Origin of the sequence: Indolivaga capnocytophagoides, assembly GCF_036511535.1 — a bacterium.
GTDB classification, from domain to species: Bacteria; Bacteroidota; Bacteroidia; order Bacteroidales; family Dysgonomonadaceae; genus Dysgonomonas_A; species Dysgonomonas_A capnocytophagoides.
This window is the reverse complement of sequence record NZ_AP028867.1, coordinates 347,433-369,153: the sequence shown is the minus strand read 5'-3', so window position 1 is coordinate 369,153 and position 21,721 is coordinate 347,433. Positions and strand designations below refer to the sequence as shown.

Here is a 21,721-nt window from a genome sequence, read left to right as displayed (position 1 = left end):
TTCTTACTTTTACATATAACAGTATTATGTTAAAACCTATTCAAATAAAAGAAGATCTTTACTATATTGGTGTAAATGACAGGACAAAAGCATTATTTGAAAACCTATGGCCTCTTCCTAAAGGAGTATCTTACAATTCATACTTAATAGTAGATGAAAAGACCGCTCTGTTTGATACTGTGGATATCTGTTATTCTGATGTATTTTTTCAGAAATTAGAATCTGCACTGAACGGGAGAGCTTTAGATTATCTGATTATAAACCATATGGAACCCGACCATTCGGGATCGTTAGGCTTACTCAGATCTAAATATCCGAATGTAGAGATTGTCGGCAATAAAAGAACGGCCGATATGATTACCGGATTTTACGGTATTACAGAAGGTATTAAAATCATAGCCGACAAAGAAGAACTTGCTTTAGGCAAACATAATCTGGTATTTTACCTTACTCCGATGGTTCACTGGCCTGAAACCATGATGACTTACGATTCGACTGATAAGATCATCTTTTCGGGGGATGCTTTCGGTACTTTCGGCACATTAGACGGAGGCGTTGTTGACCAACAATTACATGCTGAACGCTATTATGACGAAATGATTCGCTACTATTCAAATGTTGTTGGTAAATTCGGATCTCCCGTTCAGAAAGCCCTTGAAAAACTGAGTGGTTTGCAAATAGATTACATCTGTTCTACACACGGTCCTGTATGGACAATGCCGGAGCAAATACAAAAGGTTATTTCTATTTATGACAAACTAAGTAAATACGAAGGAGACGAAGGTGTTGTTATTGTATATGGCAGTATGTACGGAAATACAGAGCAGATGGCCGAAACAATAGCTCACGAACTTGCTCAGCAAGGCATTAAAGAGATTGTAATGCATAATGCATCCAAGCGCGCTCATTCTTATATCATCCGTGATATATTCAAATACAAGGGTTTAATTATCGGATCACCGACATACAACAACCGCCTGTTCCCGGAAATAAGTGCTATACTGGAAAAGATAGAAGAACGGGATATGAAAAACCGTTACCTTTCTTATTTTGGTTCATTTACGTGGGCAGGAGCAGCAGTTAAACGCATTGCTAAATTTGCGGAAACAACGAATTTCGAAATTATAGGCGAACCGGTTGAAATGAAACAAGCCATGAATATTCCAACATATGAAGGCTGTATCAAGCTCGGTAAAGCAATGGCAGACAGACTGAAACAAGACAGATAAAGAGATAAATCAGTTATATATGATAAGGTCAAAGCGATATTCTTTGACCTTATTTTCTGAAAGAACTGAATCTTTTCTGTATTATAAAGATTATCTTTGATAAAATATGGAGTGGCATAAACTATTATCTTCAAAGAGATTCGGCATGGAAGAATACCATGACGACAGGCAGCACGATCGTTCTGATTTTCAGAGAGATTATGACAGGCTTATCTTTTCATCTCCATTCAGACGACTGCAAAATAAAACTCAGGTATTTCCCCTTCCGGGAAGTGTATTTGTACACAATAGACTCACACATAGTCTCGAGGTTTCGACTGTCGGACGATCAATCAGTTTAATCGTATCCAAAGCACTCAACAAAAAGTATCCCGAATCGGATGCTGCTTTTGACGAATTAGGATCCATCGTTGCCGCAGCATGTCTTGCTCATGATTTAGGTAATCCTCCATTCGGTCATTCCGGTGAAAAAGCCATTGCGACGTATTTCTCTGAAGGAAAAGGACGTCCTTTATATCATGATATAATCAAAGAAGAAGGGCGTTGGGAAGATTTTACAAACTTCGATGGTAACGCCAATTCCATACGGTTACTGATTCATCAGTTTGTAGGCAGGCGAAAAGGAGGCTTTGCTATGACGTACTCCATGCTGGCATCCATCATCAAATATCCGTTCTCATCGGAATTAGCTCATAACAAAGGTAAATTCGGCTTCTTTCAGTCTGAAGAAAATGCCGTAAAACAGATTGCCGAAGAATTGGGAATTCCGATTTTGCAGGAACAGCCGCTGAAACTGGCTCGTTATCCATTGGTATATCTGGTCGAAGCCGCCGATGATATCTGCTATAAAATCATGGACATAGAGGATGCTCATAAACTGCATATACTTACAACCGAAAAAACCATTGAACTATTCATGAACTTCTTCCCTTCTGAAAAACAGGAGAAGATGAAGAAGGTTATGGAGCACGTAAATGATGTAAATGAGCAATTGGCATACCTAAGATCAAATGTCATAGGACTACTTGTTAATGAATGTGCACAGGTCTTTATCAACAATGAAGAAACAATATTGGAAGGTCGTTTTAGCGGTTCTTTAATCAAGTATATTTCAGATTTACCCTCTACGGCTTATAAAACCTGCACAGAATACAGCATCAAATATATATACCGGGCTAAGGATGTTTTGGACATAGAACTTGCCGGACATCGGATCATAGGAATACTTTTAGACGCTCTGATGGATGCTATCCTGAATCCAGATAAGGCATATTCTCAATTACTGCTCAGACGTGTTCCCGAACAATATGAGGTTCACGATAAATCACTATATATTAAAACACTTGCTATACTAGACTATATTTCGGGTATGACTGATGTTTATGCGCTGGATTTATACCGAAAAATAACAGGCATGAGTTTACCTGCTGTTTAAATTATCTTCGTGATGCTGGATAATATTCCTCATTTGAGGAATCATATAAGTATCATCTACAGCAAAATAGACTTTCTTGCCCAAATGTCCATTCGCTTCAATAATATTTCTGTGCATAACCTTATTAATAGACAAGGCGATTAATTCCGTACAGTAGATTTTAGAATCATCATCACTATTGAAATCAAAGTCAAACTGTCTATTATCTGACAAATATTTTAGTGCTGTAATAACAATACTGTCTCTGACCTCTTTAATTGTATCGAGGCGATATACACCCCAAGTAGTAATATCTTTCAGAAAGAACTGTAAACTTTCCTTTTTCACCCCGCCTATACCGGTGAATTCACTAGCCTCAGAATGAATGACAAATATACTATCACCGGAAACAGAAACTATACCGGCATGAGAATATAGCTGTTCTTTCTGAGATGTATTCTTGAAATACCCCGAGAAGAAACCATTTCCATGCCGGTATATTATATCTCCGTTTTCGAGCAGTAACACCTCACGTTCTTCAACTCCGTTTTTTTGAGTTGGAGAAGAAGAGCAACTCGATATACAGATTAAAAAAAGTACAACAAACAGGTTATTTACCCATCGATACTTTCCACTCACCATCTTGTTTAACTAAGTTTAGGACATCTTCATCACCTTTAGGTGTTTTATAAGTAACCCAGGCGATGCTGTCTCCTTCGATAGAGTCTTTTACCATTTCGAACTTGTAATCAGGAGTTGTCGGCATTTTATCGGCTCCTCCCATACTGCTAACCATATCTAGTAATGCTCCGGTCTGAGGTGTCGTATATTTCTTAGCTTCAGTAAAGTCTCCTTTAGCCATTCCTTCAGTAAATCCTTTAGCTGCACTTTCAGGCCCTTTGCTACATGCCACAAATACAAACGGTAATAATAGAATAAATAGTTTTTTCATTTTATAGTTATTAAAGAGTAATTTCTCCGATTAAAGCGACAAAGATAATACTTACTATTATCATTGCTGCTTTTTCATTTTACTTTCATAGACAATAGCATCCACTGCCGCAACCGTAGCCAAGTTTACAATATCACGCACAGAGCTCTCAATATCGGTAAAATGCAACGGTTTGTTCAACCCCATTTGAATAGGGCCTATTGTTTCTCCGGAAATTCCCAGATCAACTAACAAACGGCTTATTATATTAGCAGAACTCAAATTCGGAAAAATGAGAGTATTCACATCTTTGCCTTTTATCTTATTGAATGGGAACATCTCATCTCTAAGTTCTTTTCTTAGAGCAAAATTCACTTGCATTTCTCCATCAATCGCAATTTCGGGATGATTTGCATGTATATAACGAACAGCATCCGCAATACTCTGAGGACTTCCATTGTTATCTGCACCAAAATTAGAGAAAGACAGCATTGCCATGACAGGATCGTGATTAAAAAACTTCACTGCATAATTGGTTAATTTAGCAATATCAATCAATGCATCTGTATCCGGCCATCTATTAATGAGAGTATCTGCCAGAAAGAAAGTCCCCTTTTTTGTTTGCACAATGTGCATGGCTCCAAAGTGATTTGTTCCAGGACGTAAACCAATTACTTCAATTGCTTTCTGAGCAAAATCCTGATAATGACTGTAAACTCCGGTTATAAGAGAATCTGCATCTCCGGTTTCTACCATCATCATTCCAAAATAGTTACGATCATTCATCTTCTCAAATGCTTCGAGATGAGTAACCCCCTGTCTTTCGCGCTTATGAGATAATATAGCAGCATAATCCTCTCGTCTCTTATCTTCACTTATCGCTCTGTGGTTCACAATTTCAATACCCTCCAGATTCAGATCATGTTCTTTTGCTATATTCAGAATACGTTCGGGGTTACCGATCAATATTGGATGACAAATTCCGTCATGAGCACAAATAACTGCCGATTTTATCATGTTGATATGGTTGCCTTCGCAAAAAACAATACGTTTTACATGCTTCTTAGCCAAAGATGTAAGTTGCCGTACCATCTTATTACTGTAACCCATCATCTCTGTCAACCGATTTTCATAAACAGCCCAATCGGTTATAGGTCTGCGAGCCACTCCGGAATCCATCGCAGCCTTAGCCACAGCCATAGAAACACTTGTCAGCAATCTCGGATCAAGAGGTTTTGGTATAATATAGTCCCGCCCGAAAGTTGTCCGTTGTAAGCCATAAGCTGCATTCACGACATCCAATACCGGCTCTTTCGCCAGATCAGCGAGCGCACGTACAGCAGCCAGTTTCATTTCTTCATTAATACCTTTAGCTCTTACATCTAAAGCACCTCTGAATATATAAGGAAAACCTAATACATTATTCACCTGATTGGGATAATCGGAACGTCCCGTTGCAAAAATAACATCTTCACGAGCCTGCATTGCATCCTCATAACTGATTTCGGGATCGGGGTTAGCCAAAGCAAATACAATCGGGTTGCTGTTCATAGATTTCAGCATATCAGGAGTAACAACACCTTTTACCGAAAGCCCTAAAAAGACATCAGCATTTTTCAGAGCATCAGCAAGAGTCGCAAGGGGTTTATCCGTCGCAAAAAACTTTTTTTGTTCATTCAGGTCTGATCTTTTTGTAGAGATAACACCTTTACTATCGCACATCACTACATTTTCTTTCCTTACCCCCAAGCTCATATACAACTTAGTACAAGCTACAGCTGAAGCCCCTGCACCATTTACAACAACTTGTACTTCTTCTATATTTTTACCAACTATACACAAAGCATTTAACAAAGCTGCTGACGATATAATTGCTGTACCATGCTGATCGTCGTGCATAACAGGAATATCCAGTTCCTCTTTCAGGCGGCGTTCTATTTCGAAACATTCAGGAGCTTTTATATCCTCCAGATTTATTCCTCCAAATGTGGGAGATATAGCTTTTATGGTTTGAATAAACTTATCAGGATCTTTCTCATCAACTTCAATATCAAAAACATCAATTCCGGCAAAAATCTTAAACAGGAGACCCTTTCCTTCCATTACAGGTTTTCCGGCCAAAGCACCAATGTCTCCTAAACCTAACACGGCTGTACCATTGGAGATCACAGCAACCAAGTTGCCTTTAACTGTATAATCGTATGCTGTTTCGGGATTCTTCTCTATCTCGAGACAAGGTTCAGCCACTCCGGGAGAATATGCCAGAGCCAGATCGGTTTGTGTACTGTATGGTTTGGTCGGAACCACCTCTATCTTTCCGGGTTTACCTTTCGAATGATAAATCAAAGCCTCTTCTTTTGTTACTTTTCTCATAATCCGTTATTTGAAATTGAGTTTTAAGGTCTCAGACCTTTTGTTATTTTGGAAAGCTCGAATGCAACTGAGGAAACGAATAAATTCCTGACGGTTACTAAGTACGAAGATAGAAAAAATAGGAGCACCCTACCCCATTTCCAGTCTCTTAAATATAGATAAAATCAAAAAAATAGAAAGTCCGCGAAATCACTTCGCAGACTCTCCTTCTTAACACAAACTTTACAAAACTACACAATAGAGTTGATTGTGGTCTGATATAAAATCAGGAACCAACTCAGTGTTTCTTATATATCTTTAAATTGAATAACAATTATTTTAAAGTCTAATTATTATATCAATGTTTTCTCTTTTTTTTATACGGGCAAATTTAATACTGTTTTTTTAATTCATCAAGAAAATCTCTCTTTTTTCACTTTTTTAACTCACTTTTTAGAAATTGTGACGTTATTCCTATATTTTTAGTAATAATTTCTTCAGGTTTCCCTTGTATCAACAATTGACCTCCGCCAGAACCACCTTCGGGTCCCATATCTATTATATAATCTGCACACTTTATAATATCCAGATTGTGTTCGATAACAATCACGGTATTTCCTCTCTCTACCAACTGATTAAGCACACCCAACAATACTCTTATATCTTCGAAGTGCAGCCCTGTTGTCGGTTCATCCAAAATATACATGGTATTACCGGTCTCAGTACGGGCAAGTTCAGTAGCCAGTTTTATACGCTGTGACTCTCCTCCGGATAATGTGGTCGAAGGCTGCCCCAACTTAATATAGCCGAGCCCTACTTCCTGCAAGACTTTTATCTTATGCAGAATGTTAGGTGTATTTTCAAAAAACTCTACAGCAGCATTAATTGTCATATCAAGAACATCCGCTATAGACTTACCTTTGAAACGTACTTCCAAAGTCTCTCGATTATATCGTTTACCATGACAATCTTCGCAAGGAACAAATACATCGGGCAGAAAATTCATCTCTATAGTTTTATAACCGTTTCCACCACAAGTTTCACATCGTCCGCCCTTGAGATTGAAAGAAAAACGTCCCGGCTTGTAACCTCGGATTTTCGCTTCAGGCAGGTTCACAAATAAATTGCGAATATCAGAAAATACGCCCGTATATGTTGCTGGATTGGATCGTGGAGTACGGCCGATAGGAGACTGATCGACACTGATTACTTTATCAATATGCTCTATTCCATCAATCGATTTGTAAGGAAGTGGATCTTTTAACGATCTGTAAAAATGCTGACTTAGTATCGGCAATAATGTTCCGTTTATTAAACTGGATTTACCACTGCCCGATACCCCCGTGATGCACGTAAGAGTACCTAAAGGTATTGAAACATCAACCGATTTCAAGTTATTTCCGGTTGCTCCCTTCAATTCAAGGAGATGACCATTACTTTCTCTTCTAACCGCTGGAATCTCTATCTCTTTTCGACCATTCAGATAATCCGAAGTAAGGGTGTTCGCCTTTAGCATTGCGGCTGGGGTTCCCGCAAAAACAACCTCTCCGCCTCTCCTCCCGGCAAAAGGGCCCATATCAACAACATAGTCGGCTTCGAGCATCATATCTTTATCATGCTCCACCACAACAACAGAGTTGCCTGTATCGCGTAATTTTTTCAATGAATTGATTAACCGAACATTATCTCTCTGATGCAACCCTATACTGGGCTCATCTAGAATATACAACACATTAACCAACTGAGAACCTATCTGAGTGGCAAGACGTATACGCTGACTCTCTCCTCCCGAGAGTGTAGCCGAAGCCCTGTTTAGTGACAGATAGCTCAATCCTACATCAAGAAGGAACGATAATCTGGATAAAATTTCTTTCTTAACCTCTGCTGCTATATGACGCTGTTTCTCAGAAATGTGTTCATCCATAGTCTGAACCCAATCGTATAGCTGCTGAATATCCATTGCTGCCAGTTCCGCTATATTTTTATCATTTATGCGGTAGTTAAGAGCTTCGATATTCAACCGCTGTCCTTTACACTCGGGGCAAAGCGATGTCTTTATAAATTGGTTTGCCCATTTCTGAGCTGTTGCAGAGGCATCACTATCCTGCTGCATGGTAATATATTTGGCTACACCTTCGAATGCTACTGTATAAGAGGATGTACCTAAAGTATCATTTTTAATCTGTAGTTTTTCGTCTGTTCCGAACATAATTTCGTCCAGAGCATCCTGCGGAATATCTTTTATAGGGGTTTTGATTGTCACATCATACTTTTGGCAAATGGCTTCTATCTGCCAGAAGAACAGCGAATTTTTATATTTGCCTAAAGGGGCTATTCCTCCCGAATAGATGCTGACTTCGGGTTTCGGCACAATCTTATCCATATCGATTTGGTTGACTTCTCCCAAACCCTTACATTTAGGACAAGCACCATAAGGAGAATTAAAGGAAAAATTATGAGGAGCAGGTTCTCCATACGAAAGTCCTGTACTCGGACACATCAGCTGGCTGCTGTAATGCCGCACATCACCACTTTCGACATCTTGTATCATAATGAGCCCGTCACCTTGTTTCATTCCCACTTTAACACTGTTTCTCAACTGATCAGCAAATTTGTTGGAAACAGCCATTTTATCCACAAGGATTTCTATGCTGTGGTTTTTGTAACGATCGACCCTCATACCGGGAAGTATTTCCCTTATTTCGCCGTCTACCCGTACATTAAGGTATCCCTTTTTTCGTATCTGCTCGAATAACTCTTTGTAATGCCCTTTACGATTACGTACAACAGGTGCTAATATATATATCTTTTTACCCAGATAACGAGTCAGAATCAGATCGAGAATCTGCTGTTCGGTGTACTTTACCATTTTCTCTCCGGTAAGATACGAATAAGCATCTCCTGCGCGTGCATACAGCAAACGAAGAAAGTCGTATATCTCGGTAGTAGTTCCGACAGTCGAGCGAGGGTTACGGTTTACGGTCTTCTGTTCAATAGAAATAACAGGACTGAGGCCTGTTATTTTATCTACATCAGGACGCTCCATTCCTCCCAAAAAGTTACGGGCATATGCTGAAAATGTTTCTATATAACGCCTCTGTCCTTCGGCAAAGATAGTATCAAATGCCAAAGAAGACTTTCCGCTTCCGCTCAATCCCGTAATCACCACCAACGAATTACGAGGTATTTCTACATCTATATCTTTCAAATTGTGTACACGGGCTCCGTACACTTCAATTTTTTCAGTTTCTTCAACCTTCTGGTCCATTCTATATTTTAACCTAACTTTTTTTGATCAAGGTCTCAGACCTGTTTATTATTCTGTAAGTAAACACTTACTTCTACTTATTTTTGCGATTGCCTTTTAGTCGGCAATCCATTTTTTATCATACACTTCAATCTTTTCACCTTTTTTGTAATACAACGATTCCTGTGTCGGAATCAGAATAGTATATGAACTCTGACTTTTTGCTGTAATAGTTAATTTACGATCTCTTAACCACAAATTGAAATCCTTTAATTGAGCATAACTAATTCCGTTTTCTTTTGCGAAAGATGCCAGATCGGGAATACTTTCCGAAACCTCTATAGCCTTAAAGTTAAACGGTTTATACAATTGATCGGAAGTAATTACAAATCCGTACTTATAAGGAGCTTCGAAAATCGTTTTTATTGCGAGCATCCTGAAATAATAACGAGAAGATTCTTCGACCAGCCACAGGTCAACACCGTCCTCTGCCTGTTGCTTTTCTAATTCTCCGCTTACACGTCCCATACCCGCATTATATGATATAGCTACGCTAGACCAGCTATTGTATTTATTATAAGCACTCTTCAAGTATTTACAAGCGGCTCTTGTAGCCTTTTCGACCGAATAACGCTCGTCTACTTCAGGGGTCACCTCCAACCCGAACTGAGTACCGGTAGCAGGCATCAATTGCCATAAACCGGCCGCTTTCGCCGATGATATGGCTCTGGTATCAAGCATACTTTCTATAACTGCCAGATACTTAAAATCTTCTGGAATACCATTTTCCTTGAGTATAGGAACTATTATCGGAAATAAGCGGTTTGCTCTTTTTATCAATAACATTGTTGTAGAATGAAGATATGCAAAGCTATTCAGTTCACGATCGAAACGTTCGTAAAGATCATATCTTTCCAATTGTATATCTTCTCCTGCAAATTTTACTTTATCAGGAATTTCTATCGAGGTTGTCATTGATAATACCTTGGGATTTTTCTGTTCCTCAACGCTTTTTTCAGATGTTGACAAGAAAAAGAATCCCATAAAACAGATTAAAACAAACGAACATGATAAGACAATATATTTTTTCATACTCTTCACCTTTAGTTTATATTCCGGGGTCGCAGACCCTTATTTATATGTTAGCACATGTATAATTACAAATTTATCATTTATTTCATTCACAGGAAGCAACCTTAATAAGCATACATATATCATTTACGCTTTTTATCGGTTTTTTCATTCTTTTTTATTAATGGTTCGCTAAGCAGCTCCTGTAACTTTTCGGCTGTAATATTCGGATGGATATGACCTCCGCTCATATAAGATATACGCCCCCGTTCCTCTGAAACAATAATCACATGGGCATCAGTTTCCTGACTTATACCCAATCCGGCACGATGCCTCAATCCAAACTGTTTCGGTATATTCGGATTTTGCGATACAGGCAAAATACATCCCGCAGCTTTTATCTTTTCATTCGAAATGATCATAGCTCCATCATGCAACGGACTGTTTTTAAAGAAAATATTCTCAATAAGCCGTGTACTTACATCAGCATTCAATACTTCTCCGGTTTGAACATAATGCCCCAACGACATTTCACCTTCAATTACAATAAGAGCTCCGGTATAAGTTTTCGCCATATTCATACAGGCCAGCACCATAGGAGTTATCACCGTATTGGTCACATTGTTTTCGCTTTTTGCGCCAAAGAATTTAGCCAACACCCTGAATGTGTTATTAGAACCCAGAGACATTAAGAAACGCCGTATCTCATCCTGAAACAGAATAATGATAACAAACATACCAATACTCACAAACTGACTGAGAATAGCACCTAACAGTCTCATCTGAAATACATGGGTAACTACAATCCATAATATCAGAAAAGCGAATATTCCTTTGAATATAGTTGTGGTACCTGATTTTTTCACCAGATAATACAGCTGATACATAATAGATGCAACCAGCAGAATGTCAATTATGTCTTTTATTCCGAAATTTTCCAAAACAGAAGATTTTTAGGGTTCAGCCTTATTCAGTTAATGCCGCAACGATCTTTACCGCCTCAACCGCTTCTTTCACATCATGCACTCTCAAAATATCCGCACCGTTCAACAGAGCATAGGTATTCAATACAGTTGTACCATTAAGAGCCTCTGATGCAGGAATATCAAACAATCGGGTAATCATCGATTTGCGGGATATGCCTACTAACAAAGGTAATTCAAAATTTTTGAAGAAGCTCAAACTACGCATCAATTCATAGTTTTGTTTTACATCTTTAGCAAATCCAAAACCAGGATCGAGTATAATGTCGTTCACTCCCAAAAGGTGTAATCTACGCACCTTTTCTGAAAGATATAAAACGATATCTTCCAGCAGATCGCCGTAATCGGTCTGTTGTTGCATATTTTGGGGCGTACCCTTCATATGCATCAAAATATAAGGCACATTGAGGTCTGCAACAGTCTCGAACATCCGGGAATCCAGTTCTCCGCCAGATATATCATTTATAATATCTATGCCATGCTCCTGTACTGAAAAGCGGGCAACATCGGCATAAAAAGTATCTATGGAAAGAATCACATCCGGAAATTCTTTATTAATTGCCGACAATACCGGTTTCAGCCGCCTGATTTCCTCTTCCGCCGACAAAAATTCAGAAGTAGGACGAGTCGATTGAGCCCCAATATCTATAATATCGGCACCTTGCGAAACACACTCCTCCACTCGTTTTAGGGCATCAGATACTTCAGTTTTACGGCTACCCGAATAAAAAGAGTCGGGAGTTACATTCAGAATACCCATCACTACAGGATGAGATAAATTGAATAACTCTCCTTTTATATTAATTGTTTTTGATACAGCACGGTTCAGCATAAGTCTATAATATTTTCATCAAAAACAGTCAGGTTTTCCAACCCATCGTCTTTTACCAGATATGTGTTCTCATACCCAACAGCTCCAACTTCGGGAATCACAAATTTGGGTTCCAAAGCAAAAACAGTATTAGTCAGCAAGAGTTCTTTTGAACGTGGAGCTAACACAGGCGGTTCATTTATTTCCAAACCGACCCCATGACCTATAAATTTGGCCTGCTGTTTTGTACCCATGAAATAATCACTTAATCCATTTCTTGAAACGATTTCAAGAGCCATATTGTACAAATCGGCACATGCCGTTCCGTTTTTTGCCACGGATATTATATGCTGATGTATTTCACAGGATACCGCATGTGCTTTATATGCCAGATCAGAAATTTTTCCGACAGAAAAAACACGAGTCATATCCGTCATCCAAGGCGAATAGTTTCCTGCCATGTCTACCATAATTGTATCTCCGTGTTTTATTTTTTCGCCACATGCCCCTAATGGTAATATAGGACTACCGCCTTTTCCTCCTAAAGCAAAATCGAAAGGCGAAGGGCTTTCTGCATTTTCTCCGACCAGCAAACTTCCCATATAGATATCCATATTAGCACCATAGCTGCGGAAAATACCTAAAGACCCATGCTTGCGCATGAGAAATTCTATTGCGAACTGTAAATCCAAGTCTGTCATTCCTTCTTTATATATCGAAGGGATTTGCTCATAAACTTCCACATGGCGGGCAGCACAAAGACGCACCTGCTGTAATTCAAATTCCGATTTAACAGACCGTAATTTTCTAAGCAACACAGATGCATTAGAAATATCCGGAAGGTTTAAATTCAAAGAAGAGATCAATCTGTTGGCATCCGTAAATGACAAAGCATCCACTTCGAGCAAAATTTTAGACGGAACATTTATTCCCGCCTTTCGTAATTCTTCGACAATTTGCTCGGGCTTACGAATATGTATAACATTGTCCAGATGAAAATCAATCGTCCTTTTAATAAAGTGAGTAGGCTCACCTGATGCAGGAAGATAATAATATCCGTTATAAACACCTCCCACCATATAAAAGACATTGACGCTTGTAGTCAATATACAAGCATCAATACCACTCTTCTGCATCTCTTTTTGCAAACGTCTGCGACGGACAACCAAGTCGTCAGACAAAGCTGTATTATAGTCCATTGTATTTTTATATTTTATGCAGCAAACAATTGTTCACTACCCAATTTATCGATACAAATTCTTTTCTTCGATATAATTATAGACCGATTCGGAAAGAAAAGCTTTCATATTTTTACCTTCGGCAATACTATCCCTGATAAACGTAGACGATATTTCAATAATCGGTGATTCGAGAGCCTCGACACTGCTTCTCAATCCCTTAGCAATAGTTAATTTGGCATCCAGCCGGGGATATACATATATATGATACTTGTCGAGTATCAATTTATAATCTTTCCATTGATGAAATGTATCCCAGTTATCAGCTCCTATTATCAGAGAGAATTGATGTTCCGGATATTTTTCATTCAGAGCGTCCAAAGTATTTACTGTATACGAAGGACGCGGCAATTTAAATTCGAAGTCTGAACACTTAAACTGCGGATAAGATTCTAATGCCAATCGAGTCATTTCAAGCCTTAAATCCTCATTAATCAATTCAGCATTCTCCTTCAATGGATTCTGCGGTGTTACCAAGAACCAAATTTCATCAATTTCCGTAAACTCTGTTATATAGTTTGCCAGAATTAAATGTCCTACATGAATAGGATTAAAAGATCCGGAAAAGATGCCTATCTTCATTGGCTTAAAAATTCTTGAATTACAGATAATGCTTCAGCCTTTGCTTTCTCTAAATCCTCATTATGAATAACAACATCAAACTTAGAGGCAAAAGTAAGCTCATATTCAGCTTTAGATACCCGGTCATTAATCACCTCATCGTTGTCTGTGCCTCGTTTTATCAGCCGTTGCCTTAATTCTTCTATCGAGGGCGGCTTTATAAATACAGCCAGAGCCTGCTTTCCGTAATAATCCTTAATATTACATCCTCCAACAACATCAACATCGAAAATCACATTATTCCCATTATCCAGAATACGCTGAACTTCGCTTTTCAGCGTTCCATAATACCGGTCTTTATAAACCTCCTCATATTCTAGAAATTCTCCATTATCTACTTTTTGTCTGAACTCATCGGGAGCCAAAAAATAATACTCTACCCCATTCCGTTCCGTTCCTCTCGGAGGACGGCTTGTTGCAGATATGGAAAATTTAAGATCTAGATGCTGATCTAACAAATAATTTACTATTGTGGATTTTCCTGCTCCCGACGGAGCAGAAAATATGACGAGTTTCCCCATTCTTTATCACCTTAATCTATATAGTTAACAAACGAAAACGATCAGTCAGATCATAACACGTTTAATACCTGCTCTTTAATCTGTTCCAATTCGTCTTTCATCTGTACAACAATCTGCTGCATCTGGGCATGATTAGACTTCGAACCCATAGTATTAATCTCCCGTCCCATTTCCTGAGCTATGAAACCAAGTTTCTTTCCTTGTCCGCTTGCGCTTTTCATTGTTTCAAGAAAATATTTCAGGTGATTTGTCAATCGATTCTTTTCTTCGTTGATATCTAGCTTTTCAATATAATAGATCATTTCCTGTTCGAAACGATTTTTATCATAATCAAACTTCTCTATTTTTTCGAGAGCTTCTATAATACGACTCTTTACTTTTTCTACGCGCTCAGTTTCATAAGGCTCTACATCTGACTGCAAAGTCGTAATATTAGATATCTTTTCAGTAAAAAGCTTTTCGAGCATAGCTCCTTCCTGCCTTCTGAATTCTATTAATTGATCTATTGCCTTATTTATAGTTTCCAAGACTTTACTCCATTCTTCTTCATCAGCTTCCTGAGCCTCATATTTCAAAACATCCGGCATACGAAGAAGTACCTGAAACCAATCAGCAGGCACATCAACACCTAATTTTTCAGAAGATTCTTTTATTTGGTTATAATACGATTCCAATACATTCTGGTTTATCTGAGAAGTAGTCTCTTTTCCTGTATTTTCGACATAGATTGCGAAATCAACTTTCCCTCTTTCCAGACGACGACCAATCAAGCCGCGTATATTTAATTCCTGCTCTTTATAAACGCTAGGAATACGTGCAGATAAATCCATCTGCTTACTATTCAACGATTTTACTTCGATGGTTATCTTCTTTGTCGACAACTCCAATGTTGCCTTACCGAACCCGGTCATTGATTGTATCATAATATTTCTTTCATTTTTACAAAAGTACACTTTTTTACACGAATATATAAACCTTGTATCAGAATCGTAATAGTCCGTAGATTTATTTTCATTTTTATAACGAATACTACCCTCTCAAATCGGCCTAGAAAAATTTTTAAAAACTACTGATTTTTTTCTTTGGGAATCTCAATACGTTCTCTACATTTGCATAGATAAAATTTAGTCAAAATGAAGCCCAAATTATACGCTCTTTTCCGTTTCGAAACCGTTATTATTTTAGTTATACTGATTGCTTTTTCCCTTAACTGGATTCATCTGGGAAAAGTACTGAACGTTTCAGGATGGGGCTTGCCCGATTTATACCGTAAGTCAACTAATGTATCAAATGCGATCTTATTCTTCGCAAAAAAAGATTCTCCTCATTTGGCAAAATTCATATATATCGTTCCCTTACTTGGTATTATCTCGATACTATTTTTCTACAATCTAAAAAAACGAATTGCCCGTATCTTTCTATTCCTTACATGTACTTTCGGCATAGTAGTTTCTTTGTATATGTATTACTACTTCCTATCTTCCAAAATATTCAAATTATCCAATGCCGGAGCAGGTGTACACTTATTATTAGCTATATCACTAACAGGAATTTTGTACATAATCATGTATTCCCGTAAAGCAAAAAAAGAGGATGTTCCGGTATTAACAGGGGACAAACTGACTTTTTAATTTTATTTATACCTTTCAGGCTTTCATAAAGATTATAGATATCGGTATTTTTTCTTAATTTTGAGAAAGGTCAAATATACAGCACCTAAAGCTAAGCAGCAGGTCTGACACCTTAAAATTAAGAACTTTATATAGAACTATAATCTTTAAATAAGAAAAACGCCATGAAAGAATTAAAAATGTTTATCGATGGAAAATTCATCGATAATACTTCCGGAAAATGGATAGATGTCCTTAACCCCTCTACCGAAGAAGTGATCGCCAAAATGCCTGACGGCACTGTAGAAGATGCAAAAAAAGCAATTGATTCAGCAGAGGCTGCACAAAATGCATGGGAGAAAATCCCTGCTGTAGAACGAGCCTCGTATCTCATAAAGATAGCAGCCGGAATAAGAAAAAGAGAAAAAGAAATAACCGATACAATAGTAAAAGAAGGAGGTAAGACTCAAGCTTTGGCAAATGTAGAAACACTTTTCACCGCCGACTATCTTGAATATATGTCTGGATGGGCTCGCCGATACGAAGGAGAAATCATACAGAGCGACCGTCCTAATGAAAACATCTTTTTATTCAAAAAACCGCTGGGTGTTACAACCGGAATACTCCCCTGGAATTTTCCATTTTTCCTGATTGCCCGCAAAGCGGCACCTGCATTAGTTACTGGAAATACGATCGTTGTCAAACCAAGCCAACAAACACCTATCAACGCTTATATTTTTGCTCAGATAGTAGAAGAGGTTGGTTTACCGAAAGGAGTATTTAACCTTGTGAACGGGCGTGGTTCTGTAATTGGAAACGAATTAGCAGCCAATCCCAAGGTAGCGATGGTAAGCCTTACGGGAAGTGTATCTGCCGGACAACAAACAATGGCAGCAGCGGCGGCGAATGTTACCAAAGTATCTTTGGAATTAGGAGGAAAAGCTCCTGCGATAGTGATGCCCGATGCAGATATCGACCTTGCAGTTAAGTGCATTATCGCCTCAAGAGTCATTAACACAGGTCAGGTATGTAACTGCGCAGAACGTGTATATGTACATTCATCCATCAAAGATAAATTCATGGACAAACTTGTTGCGGGAATGAAAGCCGTTAAAGTAGGTGATCCTAATCAGGTAGCAGACCTTGATATGGGACCACTGGTTGAGGCTAATGCTCTAAGATCCGTTCTGGAAAAAGTAGACAAAGCCGTAAAACAAGGAGCACGCCTTGTATGCGGAGGAAAACGTATCGGTACAAAAGGGTACTTCTTCGAACCTACTGTCTTGGATAATGTCACTAATAAAATGGACATTATTCAGGAAGAAACATTCGGACCGGTATTACCGATTGTTGAATTTACAGATATAGATGATGCTATTGCAATGGCTAACGATTCGGAATTCGGATTGACATCATCCGTTTATACTCAAAACCTGGATACAGCTTTCAAGTTAGTGAGAGCTCTGAAATTCGGAGAGACTTACATCAATCGTGAAAATTTCGAAGCGATGCAAGGATTCCATGCAGGATGCCGTAAATCGGGTATCGGTGGCGCTGATGGAAAACACGGATTAGAAGAGTACTTACAAACACATGTTGTATATCTCGAAACAAAAGGATAAACAAGAAAAATATCCTGTACTATAAACTAAAGAAGTCCGGAAATTAGCCGGACTTCTTTTTATAATGATCAAAGATTGACAAAATCTCACATTTCCAGATCAATATCGAACAATTCATGCCAAGGTAATCCTTGCTTGTTTAATTCATCCATAAACGGATCGGGATTAAATTCTTCGACATTATATACTCCGGGTTTTCTCCAGAGCCCTTTCATAAACATAATAGCTCCTATAGTAGCAGGTACACCTGTTGTATAACTTACCCCTTGAGCTCCAGTTTCTTTATAAGCGGCCTCATGCGAACAGTTGTTATATACATAATATGTTCTTTCTTTTCCGTCTTTAATACCTTTTATGCGACAACCGATAGATGTTTCTCCGGTATAGTTTTCTCCCAGTTCGCCCGGATCAGGCAACACTGCTTTCAAAAATTGAATGGGAACGATTTCTACTCCATTATATATAATGGGATCGATACGTGCCATACCGATGTTCTGAATAACTCTCAGGTGAGTCAGATATTCCTGCCCGAAGGTCATCCAGAAACGGGCGCGATTTAACGATGGAAAGTTCTTAACAAGAGACTCCAATTCTTCATGATAAATCACATACGATTCTTTGGCTCCGATATTCGGATAATTCAAAGGCTTATGTATTTCGTGTGGCTCGGTTTCCACCCATTCTCCGTTCTGCCAATATTTACCTTTTTGAGTAACCTCACGTATATTAATTTCAGGATTGAAATTAGTAGCAAATGCTTTACCGTGATCTCCGGCATTGCAGTCTACAATATCGAGTTCATGCATCTCATCAAAATGATGCTTTGCTGCATAAGCGGTGAACACACTTGTTACACCCGGATCGAAACCACAGCCTAAAATTGCAGTCAATCCTGCTTCTTTAAATTTATCCTGATATGCCCATTGCCAGCTATATTCATATTTAGCTTCGTCTTTAGGCTCGTAATTTGCAGTATCCAGATAATTAACACCCGCAATAAGACAGGCATCCATAATGGTAAGATCCTGATAAGGTAATGCCACATTTATAACCAATTCGGGTTTGAACTCATTAAAAAGTTTAACCAGATCATTTACATTATCTGCATCAACCTTAGCTGTCTTTATCTTATTACCGCCTATAGCTTCAGCTATTGCATCACACTTCGATTTTGTGCGGCTCGCAAGCATTATATCTGTGAAGACATCTGAATTCTGAGCCACTTTATGTGCGACTACAGTGCCTACCCCTCCGGCTCCTATGATCAAAACTCTACTCATTGTATATCTAATTTTTATATTTAAGGTCTCAGACCTATTTATTATCTAATGTGAATAGTTCGTTATCTATAAAAACTCGCTAATTAAGTGCTTACTGTTATTTATAAACTGACTACGGTTACAAAAATAATACATTAAAATAACATTCCCACATAATTAAGCATTCAGACCTACTAAATCTTTGTTAAGGCTGCAATTCAATTATCTGCCGTTTTTTTCGAGAGTCAACATCGTATAATTAGAAATATTTTGAGTCTTAAATAAAAAGGTGACAAAAGTTATAACTGAATTACATTTCTGCAATAACACTTTTCTCTTCACCACCCAAATAAAACTTTACAAATAGGAGTATCTGTCTCCTTTCCTACAGATAAAAATTGACAACAGGAAAGACGGAAGTCTTGTAAACGATACAACTACAATTTAAATATATCATAAAATGCTTCTTTTTTTCAGTTTAATATCCAATTATCATACTGTGTGCGAAAACAGATTTAACAATCTAAAATAGAACGACATCTGTAACGACCAATATTTACAGATAAAATTATGATTGTTAATTAATATTTAAAATATAGTAAGTGCACTTATTTTTTTCTCCAAATAAAATTTTCCAACTAAAATAATATATTACATTTGCTTTACAATCATAAGAGAGTTATCATATCTGTAATAATTTAAGAACGCATATTTCTCTATTGAGCATTTGCATTATAAACCTTTCTCCGCTGTGATTGTTGTATTAGGATAGTTAGCTAGACAATCAATATTCCTTAAAGTAGGAATTATTAATATAACTGTGAATAAGTAAAAAATTTAAAGAGTATTTTACTGCGAACATCGAGTCTCCGTCATAAGTAAGACAACATATTTAATGACGATTCAAAGCAATAACTATCTATAGTTGTTACGCTTGGTTGGTCAGCAAATGGGTCTGAGCCCTTGCTTTTGTACCGGAATATCCCTGCACAGTAATAAAAACAGGAAAATAAAAAATTATATAAATTATGTCACAATTAGTAGGTCGTATATCTCAGATAATTGGTCCAGTAGTGGACGTCTACTTTGAGAACATAGACGGATCTTCCAGTTTACCGAAGATATATGAAGCATTACACATCAAAAGGCCGGATGGCAGAGTATTAATTGTAGAAGTTCAACAACACATCGGAGAAAACACTGTCAGAGCTGTAGCGATGGATAGTACAGATGGACTGAAAAGAAATCTTGAAGTTGAGGCTACAGGCGATCCCATTACAGTACCCATAGGAAATCAGGTAAAAGGTCGTTTGCTTAATGTTGTCGGCGAATCGATCGATGGGATGAAGCAACTCGACAATAATGGCGGACTGCCAATCCACAGAGAACCTCCCAAATTCGAAGATCTTATTACTTCTCGTGAAGTATTATTCACAGGTATAAAAGTTATCGACCTGCTTGCTCCTTATGCTAAAGGTGGTAAAGTCGGGTTATTTGGTGGAGCCGGTGTGGGTAAAACCGTACTTATCATGGAGTTGATCAACAATATCGCCAAAAAGCACAATGGTTATTCTGTATTTGCCGGTGTAGGGGAACGTACCCGTGAAGGTAATGACCTGCTTCGCGAAATGATCGAATCTAATGTAGTACGTTACGGTGACGAATTTAAGAAAAGCATGGAGGAAGGTCATTGGGATCTTTCGAAAGTAGATGAAAAAGAATTAGAAAACTCTCAGATATCGCTTGTCTTCGGACAGATGAATGAACCTCCTGGTGCACGTCAGTCTGTTGCATTATCAGGTTTGACTGTAGCTGAATCATTCCGTGACAAAGGCGGTGAAGATGGACCTAAAGACATTTTGTTCTTTATAGACAACATCTTCCGTTTTACACAAGCCGGATCCGAAGTATCGGCTCTGCTTGGACGTATGCCTTCTGCAGTAGGTTATCAGCCAACACTTGCGACCGAGATGGGTGCGATGCAGGAGCGTATTACTTCAACCAAAAACGGATCTATCACATCAGTACAGGCTGTATATGTACCTGCCGATGACTTGACTGACCCTGCTCCCGCAACAACATTCTCCCACTTGGATGCCACAACGGTACTTAGCCGTAAGATTACTGAGCTTGGTATCTATCCAGCGGTGGATCCTCTGGATTCGACTTCACGAAGTTTGGATCCGAATGTTGTAGGTCAGGAACATTACGACACTGCTCAACGTGTAAAACAAATATTACAACGGAATAAAGAACTTCAGGATATTATCTCGATACTTGGTATGGAAGAGTTATCAGATGAAGACCGCCTGACTGTTAACAGAGCAAGACGTATTCAACGTTTCTTGTCACAGCCTTTCAATGTGGCTACACAGTTCACAGGCGTACCCGGTGTGATCGTTGATATTAAAGATACAATTAAAGGCTTCAAGATGATTTTGGACGGAGAAGTGGATTACCTTCCGGAACAAGCATTCCTGAATGTCGGAACAATAGAAGATGCTATCGAGAAAGGTAAAAAACTTCACGAACAAGCATCCGGAGCGAAATAAGTCAGATAATGAAAGAATTACATTTAAAAATAGTATCTCCCGAGAAAATCTTATTCGAAGGCAGTGTTCAATTTGTGAAACTGCCCGGTACAGAAGGTGAATTCAGTCTATTGCCCGATCATGCACCTCTTGTGTCTTCACTTTCCAAAGGCGAAGTTGTATATGAGGTACAGAGGGGTGCTGAAGCCGTAAAAGTTCCTATCGGAGGTGGATTTATCGAAGTAAATAAAAACAATGTAACAGTTTGCGCTGAATAATTT

General features: G+C 38.4%; 18 protein-coding genes. 6 read left to right on the top strand and 12 right to left on the bottom strand.

The window, feature by feature from the left end; translation table 11 throughout:
- Window positions 1-26: 26 nt before the first annotated feature.
- Both AABJ51_RS01685 and dgt read left to right on the top strand, forming a co-directional pair.
- On the top strand, window positions 27-1,229 hold the full coding sequence (locus AABJ51_RS01685; protein WP_026625620.1) for an FprA family A-type flavoprotein: 1,203 nt from the start codon (window positions 27-29) through the stop codon (window positions 1,227-1,229).
- A 106-nt stretch (window positions 1,230-1,335) separates the two neighbouring features.
- Window positions 1,336-2,664 carry a dGTP triphosphohydrolase gene (gene dgt, locus AABJ51_RS01680; protein WP_338374188.1) on the top strand — a complete coding sequence of 443 codons (1,329 nt, stop codon included), beginning with the start codon at window positions 1,336-1,338 and terminating at the stop codon, window positions 2,662-2,664.
- Here the strand turns inward: dgt and AABJ51_RS01675 are convergent.
- From AABJ51_RS01675 to AABJ51_RS01625, 11 genes are all read right to left on the bottom strand, one after another.
- Window positions 2,650-3,285: a YiiX/YebB-like N1pC/P60 family cysteine hydrolase gene (locus AABJ51_RS01675; RefSeq protein WP_338374187.1), complete on the bottom strand. Its 636-nt coding sequence runs from the start codon at window positions 3,283-3,285 to the stop codon at window positions 2,650-2,652. The genes dgt and AABJ51_RS01675 overlap by 15 nt on opposite strands.
- Entirely contained in the window at window positions 3,254-3,595 is a 342-nt protein-coding gene (locus tag AABJ51_RS01670) for a DUF4878 domain-containing protein (RefSeq protein WP_026625618.1), read from the bottom strand. The genes AABJ51_RS01675 and AABJ51_RS01670 overlap by 32 nt, the downstream gene beginning before the upstream one ends.
- 60 nt (window positions 3,596-3,655) lie before the next feature.
- On the bottom strand, window positions 3,656-5,947 hold the full coding sequence (locus AABJ51_RS01665) for an NADP-dependent malic enzyme (RefSeq protein WP_338374186.1): 2,292 nt from the start codon (window positions 5,945-5,947) through the stop codon (window positions 3,656-3,658).
- A gap of 412 nt (window positions 5,948-6,359) precedes the next feature.
- Entirely contained in the window at window positions 6,360-9,194 is a 2,835-nt protein-coding gene (gene uvrA, locus AABJ51_RS01660; protein WP_338374185.1) for an excinuclease ABC subunit UvrA, read from the bottom strand.
- 96 nt (window positions 9,195-9,290) lie between these two features.
- Window positions 9,291-10,265 (bottom strand): lytic transglycosylase domain-containing protein, encoded by a 975-nt coding sequence (locus tag AABJ51_RS01655; RefSeq protein ID WP_338374184.1) that lies wholly within the window; start codon window positions 10,263-10,265, stop codon window positions 9,291-9,293.
- A gap of 122 nt (window positions 10,266-10,387) precedes the next feature.
- Complete coding sequence (gene cdaA, locus AABJ51_RS01650; RefSeq protein ID WP_026625614.1) at window positions 10,388-11,185, bottom strand: diadenylate cyclase CdaA; 798 nt, start codon at window positions 11,183-11,185, stop codon at window positions 10,388-10,390.
- A gap of 25 nt (window positions 11,186-11,210) precedes the next feature.
- A complete protein-coding gene (gene folP, locus AABJ51_RS01645; protein WP_035331240.1) occupies window positions 11,211-12,059 on the bottom strand; it encodes a dihydropteroate synthase in 849 nt (282 codons plus the stop codon).
- Entirely contained in the window at window positions 12,053-13,237 is a 1,185-nt protein-coding gene (locus AABJ51_RS01640) for a M24 family metallopeptidase (protein ID WP_338374183.1), read from the bottom strand. The genes folP and AABJ51_RS01640 overlap by 7 nt, the downstream gene beginning before the upstream one ends.
- Window positions 13,238-13,282: 45 nt before the next feature.
- Window positions 13,283-13,858 carry a nicotinate (nicotinamide) nucleotide adenylyltransferase gene (gene nadD / locus AABJ51_RS01635; protein ID WP_026625611.1) on the bottom strand — a complete coding sequence of 192 codons (576 nt, stop codon included), beginning with the start codon at window positions 13,856-13,858 and terminating at the stop codon, window positions 13,283-13,285.
- A complete protein-coding gene (gene gmk / locus AABJ51_RS01630; protein ID WP_338374182.1) occupies window positions 13,855-14,418 on the bottom strand; it encodes a guanylate kinase in 564 nt (187 codons plus the stop codon). The genes nadD and gmk overlap by 4 nt, the downstream gene beginning before the upstream one ends.
- Before the next feature lie 50 nt (window positions 14,419-14,468).
- Window positions 14,469-15,341 carry a YicC/YloC family endoribonuclease gene (locus AABJ51_RS01625; protein ID WP_026625609.1) on the bottom strand — a complete coding sequence of 291 codons (873 nt, stop codon included), beginning with the start codon at window positions 15,339-15,341 and terminating at the stop codon, window positions 14,469-14,471.
- A gap of 210 nt (window positions 15,342-15,551) precedes the next feature.
- Here AABJ51_RS01625 and AABJ51_RS01620 point away from each other — a divergent pair, with 210 nt between their 5' ends.
- Both AABJ51_RS01620 and aldA read left to right on the top strand, forming a co-directional pair.
- Window positions 15,552-16,049, top strand: a complete 498-nt coding sequence (locus AABJ51_RS01620) for a hypothetical protein (protein WP_338374181.1) — start codon at window positions 15,552-15,554, stop codon at window positions 16,047-16,049.
- Between the two features lie 164 nt (window positions 16,050-16,213).
- A complete protein-coding gene (gene aldA / locus AABJ51_RS01615; protein WP_338374180.1) occupies window positions 16,214-17,650 on the top strand; it encodes an aldehyde dehydrogenase in 1,437 nt (478 codons plus the stop codon).
- An 86-nt stretch (window positions 17,651-17,736) separates the two neighbouring features.
- Here aldA and AABJ51_RS01610 read toward each other — a convergent pair whose 3' ends face one another.
- Window positions 17,737-18,930 carry a saccharopine dehydrogenase family protein gene (locus tag AABJ51_RS01610; RefSeq protein WP_338374179.1) on the bottom strand — a complete coding sequence of 398 codons (1,194 nt, stop codon included), beginning with the start codon at window positions 18,928-18,930 and terminating at the stop codon, window positions 17,737-17,739.
- Window positions 18,931-19,937: 1,007 nt separating this feature from the next.
- On the opposite strand from AABJ51_RS01610, the gene atpD reads away from it, so the two are divergent.
- Together atpD and atpC are read left to right on the top strand one after the other, a co-directional pair.
- Window positions 19,938-21,461 (top strand): F0F1 ATP synthase subunit beta, encoded by a 1,524-nt coding sequence (gene atpD / locus AABJ51_RS01605; protein WP_026625605.1) that lies wholly within the window; start codon window positions 19,938-19,940, stop codon window positions 21,459-21,461.
- Window positions 21,462-21,469: 8 nt separating this feature from the next.
- Entirely contained in the window at window positions 21,470-21,718 is a 249-nt protein-coding gene (gene atpC, locus AABJ51_RS01600; RefSeq protein ID WP_338374178.1) for an ATP synthase F1 subunit epsilon, read from the top strand.
- Window positions 21,719-21,721 lie beyond the last annotated feature (3 nt).

Bases quoted from the DNA above. Each gene is read 5' to 3' on its own strand.
- AABJ51_RS01655 (WP_338374184.1), bottom strand. From the start codon at position 10,265: ATGAAAAAATATATTGTCTTATCATGTTCGTTTGTTTTAATCTGTTTT.
- folP (WP_035331240.1), bottom strand. From the start codon at position 12,059: ATGCTGAACCGTGCTGTATCAAAAACAATTAATATAAAAGGAGAGTTA.
- AABJ51_RS01685 (WP_026625620.1), top strand. From the start codon at position 27: ATGTTAAAACCTATTCAAATAAAAGAAGATCTTTACTATATTGGTGTA.
- AABJ51_RS01610 (WP_338374179.1), bottom strand. From the start codon at position 18,930: ATGAGTAGAGTTTTGATCATAGGAGCCGGAGGGGTAGGCACTGTAGTC.
- gmk (WP_338374182.1), bottom strand. From the start codon at position 14,418: ATGGGGAAACTCGTCATATTTTCTGCTCCGTCGGGAGCAGGAAAATCC.
- aldA (WP_338374180.1), top strand. From the start codon at position 16,214: ATGAAAGAATTAAAAATGTTTATCGATGGAAAATTCATCGATAATACT.
- AABJ51_RS01640 (WP_338374183.1), bottom strand. From the start codon at position 13,237: ATGGACTATAATACAGCTTTGTCTGACGACTTGGTTGTCCGTCGCAGA.
- uvrA (WP_338374185.1), bottom strand. From the start codon at position 9,194: ATGGACCAGAAGGTTGAAGAAACTGAAAAAATTGAAGTGTACGGAGCC.
- AABJ51_RS01665 (WP_338374186.1), bottom strand. From the start codon at position 5,947: ATGAGAAAAGTAACAAAAGAAGAGGCTTTGATTTATCATTCGAAAGGT.
- AABJ51_RS01625 (WP_026625609.1), bottom strand. From the start codon at position 15,341: ATGATACAATCAATGACCGGGTTCGGTAAGGCAACATTGGAGTTGTCG.
- dgt (WP_338374188.1), top strand. From the start codon at position 1,336: ATGGAGTGGCATAAACTATTATCTTCAAAGAGATTCGGCATGGAAGAA.
- AABJ51_RS01675 (WP_338374187.1), bottom strand. From the start codon at position 3,285: ATGGTGAGTGGAAAGTATCGATGGGTAAATAACCTGTTTGTTGTACTT.
- atpD (WP_026625605.1), top strand. From the start codon at position 19,938: ATGTCACAATTAGTAGGTCGTATATCTCAGATAATTGGTCCAGTAGTG.
- atpC (WP_338374178.1), top strand. From the start codon at position 21,470: ATGAAAGAATTACATTTAAAAATAGTATCTCCCGAGAAAATCTTATTC.
- AABJ51_RS01670 (WP_026625618.1), bottom strand. From the start codon at position 3,595: ATGAAAAAACTATTTATTCTATTATTACCGTTTGTATTTGTGGCATGT.
- nadD (WP_026625611.1), bottom strand. From the start codon at position 13,858: ATGAAGATAGGCATCTTTTCCGGATCTTTTAATCCTATTCATGTAGGA.
- AABJ51_RS01620 (WP_338374181.1), top strand. From the start codon at position 15,552: ATGAAGCCCAAATTATACGCTCTTTTCCGTTTCGAAACCGTTATTATT.